Below are 15,881 nucleotides of genomic sequence, written 5' to 3'. Positions count from 1 at the left end.
AATAATTTTTATATTTAATTAATTTTTCTAATGATCGATAACAAACAACTTCAAGCCTTGGTTGCTGTACATAAAACGGGAAGCTTTGAGAAGGCTGCCGAGCTGCTCAGTGTAACGCAGTCGGCGGTATCCCAACGCATCAAGCAGCTAGAAGAGCGCATGGGCCGAGCTCTGCTGGTTCGTACCTCGCCCGTCACTCCGACACAGGCAGGCTTTAGACTGATCACACACCACCAACGAATCAGCCTGCTAGAGCATGAACTGCTGGCAGAATTAGAGCCTGATACGGCACCTGATACACCCAAACCCATCGCGATCGGTATCAATGCCGACTCGATCGCCACGTGGTTTCTTGATGCAATACAGCCGTTTATCCGTACCAATAACATTGTTCTGGAAGTCAAAGTGGACGATCAAGATAACACCCACGAACTGTTGCGTAACGGTGAAGTTGTTGCCTGCGTTACTTCCAATGCAACACCAGTACAAGGTTGCCATGCCATCCCGCTCGGTTTAATGCGCTACCGTATGCTCGCCTCTCCCGCGCTCAAGCACGTGTTCGAACAACATCAGGATTGGCAACAGCTCCCCATCGTAGAGTTCAACCGCAAGGACCAGCTACAGAAGCAATACCTGAAGCAGTTTTATAACACGCAACCCAATGAGCAGCTGACCCACCGTATCCCCTCCTCAGAGGGCTTCGTTGAGTATATCCGCCGTGGCTTTGCAGCCGGAATGATTCCGGATGAGCAATCCAGCGCGCTCTTAGCCACAGGAGAGCTGGTCGATCTGGCACCGGGCAACTATCTCGATATTCCACTGTATTGGCACGTGTGGAGCCTCAAGTCGACATTGATGAAATCCCTTACTGACATAATTGTGATACATACAGAGGCTATACTACCTCCACAGAAGATCAGCTAGCTGTCAGCTCCAAGGCATATCGCAGGCAAGCTTCGGGGTTCGTGACATGGATCAGTTCAATAACTGCGTGGCTCTCTATAATCCCACTATCGACTTTAGTCCAACACTTATAGACCCGTTTGCAACAACCAGAAGGTAGTAGCACCATGATTTTGAAGGATAAGCCTCCCGTTCATAACCAGCTCGAGTTTTTCATCGAACAAGCCGAAAAAGCCCGCCCCATTCGCACAGCCGTTGTTCACCCTGTGGATCACAATGGCTTGATGGGCGCGATTGAAGCTGCCGAACACGGCCTTATCGATCCTATTCTGGTCGGGCCGGAAGCCAAGATTCGCGCTGCGGCTGAGCGTGATGGCCTAAATATTGAGCCTTACACCCTGATCGACGTAGAACATAGCCATGCAGCGGCCGAAAAAGCGTGTGAGCTTGCAAGGCTGTCGGAAGCTGAAGCGATCATGAAAGGTGATTTGGGTAGCTCAGAACTTATTAGCGCTGTGATCCATAAAACCAAGGGCATTCGCTCTGACCGCCGCTTGAGTCATGTTTTCGTCTTTGATGTACCCAACTACCACAAGCCTCTTGTGATTACGGATGCAGCGATCAACGTCGTACCTGATTTAATGACCAAGCGCGATATCGTACAAAACGCGATCGACTTCTGCCGCGCGCTCGGCATTGCCGCTCCGAAAGTTGCGCTACTCGCTGCGGTAGAGAAGGTAAAAGCCTATATGCCTAGTACGATCGACGCAGCCTGTCTGTGTAAAATGGCCGACCGCGGCCAGATTAAAAATGGCATTCTTGATGGCCCGCTCGCCTTCGATAACGCGATCTCTCTACAAGCGGCTATCGATAAACATATCGAATCAGAAGTGTCTGGGGATGCAGATATCTTGCTCGCACCGGACCTTGAAGCCGCAAACATGATCGCTAAGCAGTTGATCTACCTCGCCGATGCAAAATCTGCCGGCATTGCGGTCGGTGCACGTGTGCCAATTATTTTGACCAGTCGTGCTGAAACACCGCTTGGCCGCTTAGCGTCCTGTGCGCTGGCATCACATATGGTTCACCACCCCGTCTCTTAAGGATAGGTAGACAGAGTTATGCAAACGGTACTGACCATCAATGGCGGCTCATCGAGCTTAAAGTGCGCGCTGTTCAAAACGGAGCATCACCAAGAGTCGCCCATCTACCAATTCAAACTGGGCAACATCCTTGATACGCCGCGAATCAGCGTTGCCGATGGCGAAGGTAATAAACTCACTCCACCAAAAGCCGACTTTGCCAATATCCCGCAAGATAAGCGCCATGCTGCAGCGCTAAAAGTCGTCTTAGACTGGCTCTGCGAGCAAGCTCCACACCTTAAACTGACAGCCTTTGGTCACCGTGTAGTCCACGGGGGCGAGCGCTTTAGTGAGCCCGCACGGGTCGACACAGCGCTGCTTGATGCGTTGGAGAAGTTTGTCCCGCTCGCGCCGTTACATCAGCCATTTAACCTACTGCTGATTAGAGCCTGCCAAGAGCTCGCACCTGAACTCCCGCAGATTGCCTGTTTCGATACCATGTTTCATGTGGGTCAACCCAGCGTTGAGCGCCACTATGCATTACCACGCCACTTAACCGAGGCTGGTGTTCAGCGCTATGGTTTTCACGGGCTATCCTATGAATTTATCCGCAAGTCACTGACCACCCTTTCATCGCAAGCATTAACCGCAAAAACGGTGATCTGCCATCTCGGCGCAGGTGCTAGCATGTGTGCTATGAGTGCTGGTAAAAGCGTTGCTTCCAGCATGGGATTCACAGCCGTCGACGGACTGCCCATGGGCAGCCGCTGCGGCAATATTGATCCTGGGGTGATTTTACATCTGCAACAACACCTTGGTATGTCACTCAAAGAGGTGGAGCGCCTGATATACAAAGAGAGTGGCTGGCTGGGCGTTTCTGGTATCTCATCGGATATGCTCTCGCTGCATCAAGCCGATAGCCCTGCTGCTGAGGAAGCGATTGAGATGTTTACCTACCGTGCTGCGCTTGAAGTAGGCCGTTTAGCAGCAGCCATGGGTGGTATCGAGCAGCTTGTCTTTACTGGAGGGGTTGGCGAGAATGATGCAGATGTTCGCCGCCGCATTATGGCGCGTTGCGAATGGCTAGGCTTGAGTTGGAGCGCAGCAGCCAATCAAAGCAATAGCACTGTCATTAGCGAGCCCACTAGCACGATCATGGTCCGTGTTATTCCTACCAACGAAGAAGCGATGATTGCCCATCACGTTGTTGATGTGATTGGCGACTAAAAACTACGCGCAGGCGAGTATCTGCCTGCGCGTCGCATTTGGAGTTACAGCGGCTCAGTGATCAGCGCCTCAACGCATTCAACCAGTGCATTACCGACCGTCGTGTGCTGATCTTCGTCAAGATGGATACCATCGACACGGCTTGATGCCGTTACCTGCCCCATATCAAAAAAAGCTAAACCACGATCTTCAGCCACCTGCCGCAAAGCATCGCTTAAACCGGTGCTTTTCTCTTTTGCCCCTAGAAATTTATCTTTAACAGGCCCTTTTGGCTCACTCATTGGTGGCGGAGCCGCCAGCAGAATGGGAGGCACTGGCATACCCGGCTCAATGGGCGCGGACTTAATAATATCTAAGAGTTTCACAATGCCTTGAGCAGATGACCAAGCGTTATTGCTGTGCATCATCTGGAAGTCATTGGTACCCAAAACCACGATGACCAACGACAGCGGCGCATTAATCTCCATGACTTGCGCAAGCCCCTCTGATCCATCGCGTCCCTCTTTATAAGGATCACTGAAGACAGTGCGGCGACCATTCAAGCAGTTTTCAATCACTCGCACATCGTGACCTTTTTGAATAAGACGGCCCTCTAGTACCCCCGGCCAACGCTGTGCGAAGGAAAAGCGCTGGCGCGTACCAGGGACAATCCCCCAAGAAAGAGAATCGCCGTAAACTAAAATTTGCTGCACATAAACCTCCTGACCCTGATACGGATAGATTCAATCAGCTGCTCTTAGTTAAGATCTCATCGCAAAGTGTGTTTGGCGCGACTTACGCAAATGGCCATACTCGCCAATGTGCGTTCTATCACGCCTCAACTACTAGCATGTACCGTTATCACACGAGAGCACCATAATATCTCTAGCGGCCATACCCACACTGAAGTGAGCTCCCTTTCCAAATTGATCAGGGTCGTTGAAACCCTCCAACAATAGGTGAACCGACGTTATTTGATAATGGGCAGGGTTTGTGCTCAAAGTCACCGCATTCGGACTGTTATCAGCGTTTAATAAACGTATGGCACTCAAAAGGTTATCGCGAGTTATATGAGTACGAAAGAACGTCCAATCCCGGAACGGGCGATTCGTACGTCCTGCTGACCAGATGGACTTTGTAGACACCCCACTACTTTCAATCGAAGTACTTACAAAGGGACGGCCATCGTTATAAACCACGTCTACGATACTACCCTCTCGGTTATCATAGATGTTGATAACATAAGCAAGAAGTTTTGGGTTATTTACATCAGAGATATCTTGCCCGTACACAACAAACGAGAGCTGAGCGACAGCCTGCTTCCAAAAGGCAGCATGCGGCATCTTAATATTTGCTTGTACAGTAAGATCTCCGCCATCGCCATATGCCCAAGGGCGTGGTGCAGACCCGTCTTTCTTTTTCCACAAGTATGACCAAACTGCATGCGGGCCTCCGCGCACTCCAGCAACGTAAGGAAACGACCAGGAGTTCATCATAACGCCGAAGCTGGTGTCCTCCATTTGGTAGGCATTAGGCCCCTGAGCCAGCGAACCATCCATACCTGCTCTGGTTGTTTTTTGGGCACTGCCAATAGGGCGAAAACCCGTAACCAACGGGACATCCCAAGTAGGTACAATATCTTTCTGGTTTAAACCTGCATGCCGAACAATAAGATGAGGCTTATTATAAATAGGCTCCCATGTTTGAATATAAAGATGCTCATCCACACCGGTGATCACCTCTGGATACATAAACCACCGTTTGATGTCAGCGTTCACATGGACTGCGCTACATAACAGAACCGCAATCATCAAAACATGCATTGGACCTCCCGAGCCTGCAGGAGTATGTCGACGGAAAAATGATGTGATAAAACCTTTAAGCATAAGCCTCGCCTTCCAATTGGCAAACTAACCCGGCACTTCCACTACAGGAAGCACCTAAGATTAGTTTTCTAATAAAATTCCATGTGTAATGGTTCTAAGAGAGTAAAACTATATCCAGAAAACTTAGAATGATAAAGCTATGTGAAGCTTTCTAGCTGCGCTGCCGTACTGCCTCGAACAAGCAAATGCCAGTGGCTACGGATACGTTAAGACTGCTCACCTCACCTGCCATGGGTATCTTGACGAGAAAATCACACGCTTCGCGCGTCAATCGGCGCATACCTTTACCCTCAGCCCCCATCACCAAAGCCATTGGACCTGTGAGGTTAGCTTGATACAACGTTTCACTGGCTTCGCCTGCTGTACCGGTAATCCAAATACCCCGCTTCTGAAACTCGCCTAAGGTACGCGCTAGGTTTGTAACTTGCACATAGGGCACCACTTCAGCAGCACCACACGCGACTTTGGAAACCGTTGCATTTAAAGGTGCAGATTTGTCCTTGGCAGCGACCACCGCATGGACTCCAGCAGCATCGGCTGTTCGCAAACATGCACCTAAATTATGGGGATCAGTCACACCATCTAAAACCAGTAAGAAGGCTGGCTCTTCAAGTGAGTCAAGCATGCGATCTAAAAAGCGCTCATCTTTGGCTTTCATCGGAGTACAAATAGCAACAACACCTTGATGCACCCCACCACCAGCAAGCTCATCCAGCTCTTGGCGTGTCACTCGCTGAAGCGTCAGCTTGCCAGCTTTTTCTAACAGCGCACTCAAACGCTCATCTTCTCGTCCTTTGAGCAATACTATTTTTTGTATGCGCGCAGCATCATACTTCAGCACGGTGCTGACCGCATGAAAACCAAAAACGACTTCGTTTGCCATTAACTCTTCTCGCTATGTACTTGACCGACCCAATCGCCAGCGTGTTCGTGCACCAATGTGCGTAATAAGTGAATAAAAGCTGGAGAGCTATTTAAAGCGGGAATGTATCGGTAGGTTTGGCCGCCCGCGCCTTCAAACTCTTCGCGGTTCTCCTCCGCAATCTCTTCCAACGTTTCTAAACAGTCTGCAGTAAAGGCAGGACAGATAACATCAACCGATTGCGTGCCGCTTTTAGCCAGCTTTTGTAATGTTTTGTCCGTGTAAGGTTGTAGCCACTCTTTAGGCCCAAAGCGCGACTGGAAAGTCGAGATCCAAGCATCGTCACCCAGGCCGAGTTTTTCAGTCACTAGAGCAGAGGTTGCATGGCAGTGCTCTGGGTACGGATCACCTTTATCGGCGTACTCTTTGGGAATTCCATGATAGGAGATCACTAACTTATCGGTTACACCATGTAGCTCTCGGTGTTCAGCAATACTTTGCGCCAACGCTTCAATATACAAAGGATGATCGTAAAAGGCGTTAACCAAACGAATATCCAACACGTAACGCTGCGCTAGCTGAAACTGTGCTACTTGGTCATAGATAGGAGCGGTTGTCGTCGCGGAGTATTGCGGGTACATCGGCACCACCAACACTCGCCGATAGCCATGCTCTTTAAGCTCTTCAAGCCGATCTTTAAGGCCCGGAGTACCGTAGGTCATCGCCGAGAAAACGGTAATGCCGTTGCCACCCTCTTGATCCAGCGCCAACTGAAGGTCACGTACCTGATCATCCAGTATTTTGCGCATAGGAGAATCATCTTCCCAAATGCTCTGATATAGCTTCGCTACTTTACGCGGCCGCAAGTTGAGGATGATACCGTTCAGTACTGCCAGCCAGAAGAGACGTTTTACGCACTTTCCTTCGACAACCCGTTGGTCGGAAAGAAACTCCTTAAGATACCGCTTTACCGAAACAGCATCCGGTTTATCCGGTGTTCCTAGATTAACGAGCACCACTGCCGTCTTCTTCTGTTCTGCCATTGTGTTATTCACTTTTCCTTTAAACCCCTATTATCCCGAAGACGAGCCTAAAAACCCAGCCAACAGGCGTCCGATTCTAATACGCGCGCGACATAAAAACCGATTTCGGGCATAAAAAAAGCCGCTAATGCGGCTTTTTTCTTAGGGTGGTTTTTACGCCAGACCTTCAAACACCTTGTTGCGGATATCGTCTACAGTGCCAACACCAGCTACGTAAACATATTTTGGCGCTGTTGTTGCGTCTTCTGTTTTCCAGCCTTTGTAGTAATCGATCAATGGTGCAGTTTGATCGTGGTAGACTTTCAAACGACCGCGCACGATATCTTCTTTGTCATCATCGCGCTGTACTAACTCTTCACCGGTTACGTCGTCTTTACCCTCTTCTTTTGGTGGGTTAAAAACAACGTGATATGTACGCCCAGATGCAGGGTGCACACGGCGGCCGCTCATACGCTTGATGATCTCTTCATCAGCAACATCGATTTCAACAACTGCATCAATCGCAACGCCCGCTTCTTTCAATGCATCTGCTTGTGGAATTGTACGAGGGAACCCATCGAACAGAAAACCATTCGCGCAATCAGCTTCAGCGATACGCTCTTTTACCAAGCCGATGATAATCTCATCAGAGACAAGTTCGCCGGCATCCATAACCGCTTTCGCCTTAACACCCAATGGAGTACCCGCTTTCACCGCCGCACGCAGCATATCGCCTGTAGAGATCTGAGGGATGCTGTACTTTTCAGTAATGTACTGCGCTTGAGTGCCCTTACCCGCGCCTGGAGCGCCAAGAAGAATAATACGCATTAAGGATGACTCCTGAATTATCTTTTATAAGTGGTTAAAATTGGGTTGTGTCCGTCGATACGCAGGGATGAAGCGTTGCTCGTGCAGCCTCGTGTGCGAAAACACCATTATGCCTTGAACCATACTGGGGAGGCCTGATGTCGACAATTCGACGTTAGAACTAACACACTGATGAGAAAAATGGCGCTAAAGTGCACCATTGTTGTCAGCAATATGCTCGCCGCATCAAATACGGCCGACCGAGGTTAAGCTAAACAGGAGTGAAGCTCAACCCCGATCGAGAAGCGAATAAGACTTTACTGCTAACCGGTATTGCGCATCCCGGCGGAAATGCCCGCCATCGTGACCATCAACGCCTGCTCTAAGCGCTGATCTGGTTGGTTGCGATCACGGTGGAGCAGTTCCGCTTGCAGGAAGTGTAAAGGGTCGATATATGGGTTACGCACTTCAATCGACTGGCGAATATTTGGGTGAGCGTTAAGTAGTTGTTGCTGATCTTTGATCTTCAACACCATCTCAATCGCCGAATCACGCCTTGCACGTAAACTGGACCCTAGCACTTTAAGCTCTTCAGATACCAAGCGCGACTCGTAATACGCCGAGATACTGGTATCTGTCTTAGCCAGCACCATTTCTAGCATATCCACATAGGATGCAAAGAACGGCCATTGGCTGTACATCTCTTGTAGTAGCGCCAACTTGTTCTGCGCCGCAGCGCCTTGGAGGGCTGTATCTGAACCAAGCCAAGCAGGCAGCATAAGGCGAATCTGAGTCCACGCGAATATCCAAGGTATCGCCCGCAAACTTTCAACACCACCACTGGCTTTTCGTTTAGCCGGGCGTGAGCCCAATGGTAGCTTCGTCAACTCTTGCTCGGGCGTCACTGCGCGGAAATAAGGCACGAATTGGGGGTCCTCACGCACAATCCCACGATACGACTGAAGTCCCGCAGCGGCTAATGTGTCCATGGCGTCACGCCAATGATCAAGCGGTGCTGGTGCTGGCGCTAGTGATGCTTTCAATACAGCACCGGCGTATAGCTCTAAGCTGCGTACTGCAAGGTCAGGGATACCAAACTTAAAGCGAATCATTTCACCTTGTTCAGTCACTCGAATGCTGCGATCAACCGAGCCTGGAGGCTGAGCCAGAATAGCCGTGTGGCTAGGACCGCCACCACGCCCGACGGTACCGCCGCGGCCATGAAACAGCGTCAAACGCGTTTGATGTTGCTGGCAAAGCGCAGTCAGTGCCTCTTGAGCCCGATACTGCCCCCAAACCGCTGCTAGCTGCCCCGCATCTTTGGAAGAGTCAGAATATCCGATCATGACCTCCTGATGCCCTTGGGTATATTGCTTGTACCACGGGAGCGATAACAATGAGTCGATGCACGACCGCGCGTTATCCAAATCAGCAAGGGTCTCAAATAGGGGCACCACACGCATGTTGTGGGTGATACCCATCTCTTTAAGCAGCAAAATAACACTCAAGACATCTGAAGGCTGCCCTGCCATGGAGATAACATATGACCCCAATGAAGCAGGGTCTGCTTGTGCGACAACGCGGCAAGTATCAAGCACCTCCTGCACCTCATCCGAAGGTGTCCAGTGATGTGGGATTAGTGGTCGCTGCGATTGCAGTTCTTTGATCAGAAACGCTTGGCGCCCCTCTTCTGTCCACGCACTGTAGGAGCCCAGTCCATAAAACTGTGATAGCTCCTCAAACACCTGCGCATGGCGGTCAGAACTCTGGCGAATATCCAACTTAGTCAGCGTCACACCAAAACATGCGACACGCCGGATGGTATCCTCCAATGGGCCTTCGGCGATAATATCCATCCCGCAATCGAGTAGCGACTGATGACACAACAGCAACGGCTCAAGCAGTTGCTCACTCAAAGAGATCGGGCACTGCGTATCATGCGGTTGCTGATTTAAATCCGCCTCTAGCCAACGCTGAGTCACCTTTAGTTGATCACGCAGCTCCCCTAAAATCGCTCGATATGGCTCCGCTTCATCACCCACGCGTTCACGTAGGGCAGCACTGCATTGATGCATCGAGAGCTCTGCCCGTAAAGCATCAATATCCCGCAGATACAGGTCCGCAGCCATCCAGCGGGATAGGTTCAACACCTCTCGCGTGATGGTGGAGGTTACGTTTGGATTCCCATCACGATCCCCTCCCATCCACGATGAGAACCTCACAGGAGCGCAATGCAATGGCAGCGGCTGCTTGAGTAACGCCCGTGTTTGGCTATCAAGATGCTTAAGGAATTTCGGCACCGCCTCCCACAGAGAGTTTTCAATAACGGTAAAACCCCACTTAGCCTCATCCAGTGGCGTCGGACGGATCTTACGAATCTCGTTGGTATGCCACACTTGGCTGATCAGTTCCTGCAAACGATGATATTGGGACTCATCTCGGTCCAGTACGCGTAGGCAATCAGTGATCGCGTCGTACTTTTGAATGAGCGTACGCCGGTTAACTTCTGTGGGGTGGGCTGTTAAGACAAGGTCCACATCCATCTGGACCAGAGTATTAATTATCTGCTCGCTAGGGATCCCTTGTGCCGACAACTGCTTTACGAGCTGCGCATAGGATTCGTCACTATCCAAGTTACAAAACTCAGTATGCTGACGTGCTTTATGATGCTCTTCTGCGATATTGGCGAGATTAAGAAACTGCGTAAAGGCTCTGGCTACGGGTAGCACCTCGTCCTCGCTCAGGCTACTCAATGCAGCTAACAACTCAGAATGATCAGAGTCTGTATCAGAGCGTCCTGATTTAGATAGCTGGCGGATGGACTCAATACGGTCTAAAAAATCTTGGCCACGGTGCTTGGCGATGGTTTGGCCCAAGCACTCGCCTAACATCCGTACGTTGTCGCGAAGTTCCTCGTGCAGATCACTCATTACTTAGCTCCTTTAAGGATTTGCAGACCTTACAGAGCATAAGTAGTTTTTGTGCTGCGCACAAATCAAGATTATATGAAGAGAAAGGTGGGGATAATGCGGCTAGGCCCACCCAGCCGCATAAAGAGCGTCTTAGCGTGCCATCGCTTTAGTCAAGCGCTCATGCGCATCACGCGCCAATGCTTCGTTCTCGAAACCAACCGGTTGAATTTTCCCCATAGACGGCGGCAAGTTGATCTCAACACGGAAGTTGCTCTCAACCTGCGTGCCCAAGTCGTACTTCACTTCCGCAGAAGCAATGCTTGTCAGTGGAAAAACGATATAATCGTTTGGCCCCACAACAGCAAACTGCTTTTTAGTGTTATCGATCACCAAGCGCGGGTTACCACGCAGGTCTTCCGACACTACAAAGCCAGATGCTTTTAGCTCTTTTAACTGCTGCTGGCTCTTTTGCCAGTTCCAATAACCCAGCCCTGCAAAGAGCGCAATTAAGCATAGTATCAGTGTCACTTTCATAACCCTTGCTGTTTAGCCTCGTCCCAAAATTTATCTAACTCTTCAAGACTATAGCTATCCCAGCCTTTACCTGAACTTGCTACCTGTTGCTCTATGTAATGAAAACGGCGCTCAAATTTCTGATTGGTTGAGCGCAGTGCTGTTTCTGATTTAACACCCGCATGGCGTGCAAGGTTTACTTGCGCAAACAGCAGGTCTCCCATCTCATCCAAAATGGCTTCAGGTTTACCTGCGTGGATCGCCTCGCGTAACTCAGCGATCTCCTCTTCAATCTTATCCAGCACTTGCAAGGCTTGCGGCCAGTCGAACCCGACTTGAGCAGCACGTTTCTGAAGTTTTTCAGCACGGGTTAGCGCTGGCAGCCCGAGCGGCACATCATCTAATACCCCTAAACTGGCTTTTTCTTGTCGCTCTTCTCGTTTGATCGCTTCCCAGTTTGCATTGATCTGCTCATCGCTCAAGATCACGGTACCCGGAGGGGTGCGCAGCTCACCATCGGGGAAGACATGCGGGTGACGCCGAACAAGCTTCCTCACCAGTCGGTCAACAACGGAGCTAAAGTCAAACGATTGCTGCTCTTTACCGAGCTGTGCATAGAAGATCACCTGAAACAAAAGGTCGCCCAGTTCATCTTCAAGATGTGGCCAATCGCGGCGCTCTATCGCATCCGCGACTTCGTAAGCCTCTTCAAGGGTGTGCGGCACAATCGATGCAAAATCTTGCTTGAGGTCCCACGGGCACCCATGTTTGGGATCGCGCAAACGCTGCATAAGATAGAGCAGATCCTCGACTGAATACGGCTGACTCATGATTTAAATCCACTGCGTTGACGATGCACGTCTAGGACATTCGGAATCTGGTTAACTTTATCCATAATACGGCCTAACAGCTCAAGCCGAGAGACTTCAATCGTCAGCGACAGGTGCGCCATGCTACTTGTCTTATCTGTTACCGTATTGGCCGATATGATGTTCAGGTTCTCATTTGCCATCACCATCATCACATCACGCAGCAGGCCTGAACGATCATACGCTTCGATGCTAATATCCACAGGGTATGTGGTTTCGCTCTCGCCACCCCAGTCTACCGCTACAATACGCTGAGGCTCATTGTCACGCAGCGTTGCCAAGTTAGAGCAATCCTCACGGTGAATCGATACGCCGCGCCCTTGCGTGATAAAACCAGCGATTGGATCACCAGGAACTGGCTTACAACAGCTCGCCATCGTGGTGAGGACGTTTCCGACCCCAAGGATACGAATATCACTATCCTCAGTACTTGCCGTTCTGCGGCTAGATGAGGAAGCCAGTGCCAAATCAAGCTGCTCATCTTGCTCAGGCGCATCCACTTGGCGCTGAGCTGCGTTGAGGAACTGTGATAAACGAATATCACCCGCACCCAAAGCAGCAAAGGCATCATTGATATTTTGGTAGTTAAGCTCTTTAGCAACCCGTGCAAGATCAAGCTCACGAATATCGATTGCTAGACGCAAGAACTCCTTCTCGACAATATGTCGGCCGGCATCTTCATTCTTATCTCGATCCTGGAATTTAAACCAGTGGGCAATCTTCGCGCGCGCTCGTGATGTCGTCACATAGCTCAAGTTGGCATTGAGCCAATCTCGGCGCGGCATCGCCTCTTTCGAGGTTAAGATCTCCACCTGATCACCGGTTTTCAAAGGCCGGTTCAACTGTACAATCCGGCCATTAACCTTCGCACCACGGCAGCGATGCCCAATTTCAGTGTGCACTCGATAAGCAAAGTCCACCGGAGTCGCACCCAATGGCATATCAACCACATGTCCATCTGGGGTAAAGACATATAGCCGGTCTTGGACAACGTCACCGCGTAGCATTTCACCAAATGCTTCTGACTCGCCCAAGTCCTCATGCCACTCAAGCACCTGACGCAACCAAGCAATTTTATCCTCATAGGCGTCGCTCTTTGAGCGCGTGTCCGTACCCTTATAGAGATGGTGGGCACATACGCCAAGCTCCGCCTCTTCGTGCATATCGAATGTGCGGACCTGCACTTCAAGTACTTTCCCTTCTGGGCCAAAAACAGCGGTATGCAGTGAACGGTAGCCGTTTGGCTTAGGAGATGCGATGTAGTCATCGAACTCGTAAGGAATGTTTCTCCAGTGTCCGTGAATGATGCCTAATGCCGTGTAGCAATCACGAATTTCAGGCACCAATATACGGACAGCACGCACATCGTACACTTGCGCGAAGTCGATGTTTTTCCGCTGCATTTTGCGCCAAATGCTATAGATGTGCTTAGCGCGGCCACTAACATCAGCTTCGATACTTTGTGCTTTTAGCTCACGCTGCAATACCTCAACGACCTGATCGATATATTGCTGGCGGTCGATACGCTTCTCGTCGAGCAAGCTGGCAATGTGCTTGTAATCGTTAGGTTTCAGGTAACGGAAAGAGAGGTCTTCAAGCTCCCATTTGATATGACCAATACCGAGACGATGAGCAAGCGGGGCATAAATATCGAACACTTCGCGTGCGACTAGGTAGCGCTTACGCCGCGATGCCTCTTTCACGCCACGAATAGCGCAGGTACGCTCAGCGATCTTAATCAGGGCAACGCGCACATCATCGATCATCGCCACCAGCATTTTCCGCACAGTGTCTATCTGCGGCGCTCCCGTATTCAGTACGTCGTGCTCGGAGCGAGGGTTAGCACGGCTACCAATAGCCGCCATCTGTAAAACACCCTCTATTAGGGAGCAGATTGTGTGCCCAAACTGGTTACGGACCGTATCAACTTTAAGCTTATCTTCGCGAACGCTACGATAAAGTATTGCAGCAACGATCGACTCTTGATCTTGCTGAAGTTCGGCCATGATCTGGGCCATCTCAAGGCCTGTCAAATAACTGCCGATGCTATTCTGTGACCAGGCATCTTCACTCGAATCGACTGAGTCATATACCTGCTTGGCTATTTCGCAGGCGTGACGAACCTGCTCAATATCTTCGATCTCAACTTGCTGCTGCAGACGCAACAACCATAAATCCAGATCAACTGTGCCATCTTCGTGGACAGGATGATCTTCTCTTACCTTAACCATGGCTAACCGCCACTCCTCTGTATCCGACTGTGCTGCTCTGCTTGCCAATCACTATTATTATTTTTCTCGAGCGCTACCGGCACCGCACCCTCCTGGCGCTGGATAAACTGTTCTACCGGTGCCACTTATTCTAGTCGTTCTGACTGCCAAGCGCGAGCAAGTTCCCTTGAGCTAAAGGAAACTCGCAGCGAAACTGGCTTAATTGATGTAAGATGTGAGAAGTAGACGATATCTGTAATCGCTATGGGTTAAAGACGCCGGTAGAGAGATAACGATCACCGCGATCACATATGATGCAGACAATCACCGCGTTCTCAACCTCTTCACTTAACCGTAAAGCTCCTGCCACTGAGCCACCCGAAGAAACCCCACAAAAGATCCCTTCCTGCGTTGCTAATGTTCGCATTGTCGTTTCCGCGTCGTGTTGGTTAATATCCAATACGCGGTCGACGCGAGATGCTTCATAGATTTTAGGTAGATATTCTTCAGGCCAACGACGAATACCCGGAATTTGAGAACCATCTTCAGGCTGTAGCCCAACGATCGAGATGTCCGGGTTTTGCTCTTTCAGGAAGCGTGATGTACCCATAATTGTCCCGGTTGTTCCCATGGAACTGACAAAATGCGTAATTTTTCCATCTGTTTGCTCCCAAATCTCTGGCCCAGTACCCACATAGTGCGCCTCAGGGTTATCAAGATTGGAAAACTGATCAAGCACAACACCTTCCCCGTTTGCGGCCATCTCTAACGCTAGGTCTCGAGCATACTCCATCCCCTGCTCTTGCGTCACAGTAACGAGTTCTGCGCCGTACGCAGTCATCGCAACCTTACGTTCCATGCTCATGTTATCCGGCATGATGAGAACCATGCGATAGCCTTTGATAGCTGCCGCCATCGCCAGCGCAATACCAGTGTTGCCAGATGTGGCTTCAATTAAGGTGTCACCGGGTGTGATAGCGCCACGCAGCTCAGCACGCTCAATCATACTGAGTGCTGGCCGATCCTTGACGGAGCCTGCGGGGTTGTTCCCCTCTAGCTTACAGAGAATCGTGTTGCCGCGCGTGTTCTCGCTGATGCGTTGCAGGCGAACTAGCGGCGTTTTTCCAACATAATCAGCGATGGTTGGAAAGTGCGTTTGCATAAAATGGCTCCGTCATAGTGACAAAACTAAATAGAATAAAAAAACCGGTATTTATTCCAACGAATAGGGCTTGGATCATAAGTAGTCACGCCGGTAGAGTCAATGTAAAAGCGTGCATAGCGAGTACTCACTTCAAGCGTTAATATTTGATCAGCGGTCACCGCTCTATGTGCTTTTCAGCGCAGCACATGGCTATGTTGATATTCTCAGCGATGATCATCACGCACGTGTCACCGCAGATCAACAATGTGCTACCGGCATCAATAATGGGTTGCTGTGTCATCACTACGTGAAAAATAAAATAATAGGTCTCAGTGGTTTGTATTTTCATCACCACCGAGGGAGCCAAACTCTAAAGCTGAGAGACAAGCTCTAGATTTGGAGCAGAAGTAACCGCTTACATTGTGGATTTAACACCGAGAGACCATGGCTAAACCTCGCGCAAAA

General features: G+C 50.2%; 13 protein-coding genes. 3 read left to right on the top strand and 10 right to left on the bottom strand.

The genetic code is table 11. The features are described 5' to 3' along the window. Positions 1–30 precede the first annotated feature (30 nt). From E4L36_RS03830 to E4L36_RS03820, 3 genes are all read left to right on the top strand, one after another. Positions 31–924: a LysR family transcriptional regulator ArgP gene (locus E4L36_RS03830; RefSeq protein WP_136679306.1), complete on the top strand. Its 894-nt coding sequence runs from the start codon at positions 31–33 to the stop codon at positions 922–924. A gap of 146 nt (positions 925–1,070) precedes the next feature. Then, on the top strand, positions 1,071–2,006 hold the full coding sequence (locus E4L36_RS03825; RefSeq protein ID WP_136679305.1) for a bifunctional enoyl-CoA hydratase/phosphate acetyltransferase: 936 nt from the start codon (positions 1,071–1,073) through the stop codon (positions 2,004–2,006). Positions 2,007–2,024: 18 nt separating this feature from the next. Next, entirely contained in the window at positions 2,025–3,212 is a 1,188-nt protein-coding gene (locus E4L36_RS03820; protein ID WP_136679304.1) for an acetate/propionate family kinase, read from the top strand. Between the two features lie 44 nt (positions 3,213–3,256). Here E4L36_RS03820 and E4L36_RS03815 read toward each other — a convergent pair whose 3' ends face one another. The 10 genes from E4L36_RS03815 to cysM all read right to left on the bottom strand — a co-directional run bounded on the left by E4L36_RS03815 (position 3,257) and on the right by cysM (position 15,434). Beyond that, on the bottom strand, positions 3,257–3,904 hold the full coding sequence (locus tag E4L36_RS03815) for an SGNH/GDSL hydrolase family protein (RefSeq protein WP_136679303.1): 648 nt from the start codon (positions 3,902–3,904) through the stop codon (positions 3,257–3,259). A 132-nt stretch (positions 3,905–4,036) separates the two neighbouring features. Continuing rightward, on the bottom strand, positions 4,037–5,077 hold the full coding sequence (locus tag E4L36_RS03810; RefSeq protein ID WP_136679302.1) for a hypothetical protein: 1,041 nt from the start codon (positions 5,075–5,077) through the stop codon (positions 4,037–4,039). Between the two features lie 151 nt (positions 5,078–5,228). Further along, a complete protein-coding gene (rlmB, locus tag E4L36_RS03805) occupies positions 5,229–5,960 on the bottom strand; it encodes a 23S rRNA (guanosine(2251)-2'-O)-methyltransferase RlmB (RefSeq protein ID WP_136679301.1) in 732 nt (243 codons plus the stop codon). Next, positions 5,960–6,982 carry a ferrochelatase gene (gene hemH / locus E4L36_RS03800; protein ID WP_136679300.1) on the bottom strand — a complete coding sequence of 341 codons (1,023 nt, stop codon included), beginning with the start codon at positions 6,980–6,982 and terminating at the stop codon, positions 5,960–5,962. The genes rlmB and hemH overlap by 1 nt, the downstream gene beginning before the upstream one ends. Positions 6,983–7,135: 153 nt before the next feature. Continuing rightward, positions 7,136–7,789 (bottom strand): adenylate kinase, encoded by a 654-nt coding sequence (gene adk / locus E4L36_RS03795; RefSeq protein WP_127694331.1) that lies wholly within the window; start codon positions 7,787–7,789, stop codon positions 7,136–7,138. Positions 7,790–8,091: 302 nt separating this feature from the next. Beyond that, positions 8,092–10,698 (bottom strand): phosphoenolpyruvate carboxylase, encoded by a 2,607-nt coding sequence (gene ppc, locus E4L36_RS03790; RefSeq protein ID WP_136679299.1) that lies wholly within the window; start codon positions 10,696–10,698, stop codon positions 8,092–8,094. Between the two features lie 132 nt (positions 10,699–10,830). After that, a complete protein-coding gene (locus tag E4L36_RS03785) occupies positions 10,831–11,208 on the bottom strand; it encodes a hypothetical protein (RefSeq protein WP_127694333.1) in 378 nt (125 codons plus the stop codon). Positions 11,209–11,210: 2 nt separating this feature from the next. Then, complete coding sequence (gene mazG / locus E4L36_RS03780; RefSeq protein ID WP_136679298.1) at positions 11,211–12,023, bottom strand: nucleoside triphosphate pyrophosphohydrolase; 813 nt, start codon at positions 12,021–12,023, stop codon at positions 11,211–11,213. Then, the gene (gene relA / locus E4L36_RS03775) at positions 12,020–14,293 is read right to left on the bottom strand and encodes a GTP diphosphokinase (protein WP_136679297.1); all 2,274 of its coding nucleotides are present in this window, start codon (positions 14,291–14,293) and stop codon (positions 12,020–12,022) included. Before relA ends, mazG begins: the two co-directional genes overlap by 4 nt. 241 nt (positions 14,294–14,534) lie before the next feature. After that, positions 14,535–15,434 (bottom strand): cysteine synthase CysM, encoded by a 900-nt coding sequence (gene cysM / locus E4L36_RS03770; protein WP_136679296.1) that lies wholly within the window; start codon positions 15,432–15,434, stop codon positions 14,535–14,537. Positions 15,435–15,881 lie beyond the last annotated feature (447 nt).

The organism is Neptunomonas sp. XY-337 (assembly GCF_004959845.1).
GTDB classification, from domain to species: domain Bacteria; phylum Pseudomonadota; class Gammaproteobacteria; order Pseudomonadales; family Balneatricaceae; genus Neptunomonas; species Neptunomonas marina.
Note: the sequence above shows the minus strand (reverse complement) of the source record. Positions and strands in the feature narration are given on the sequence as shown.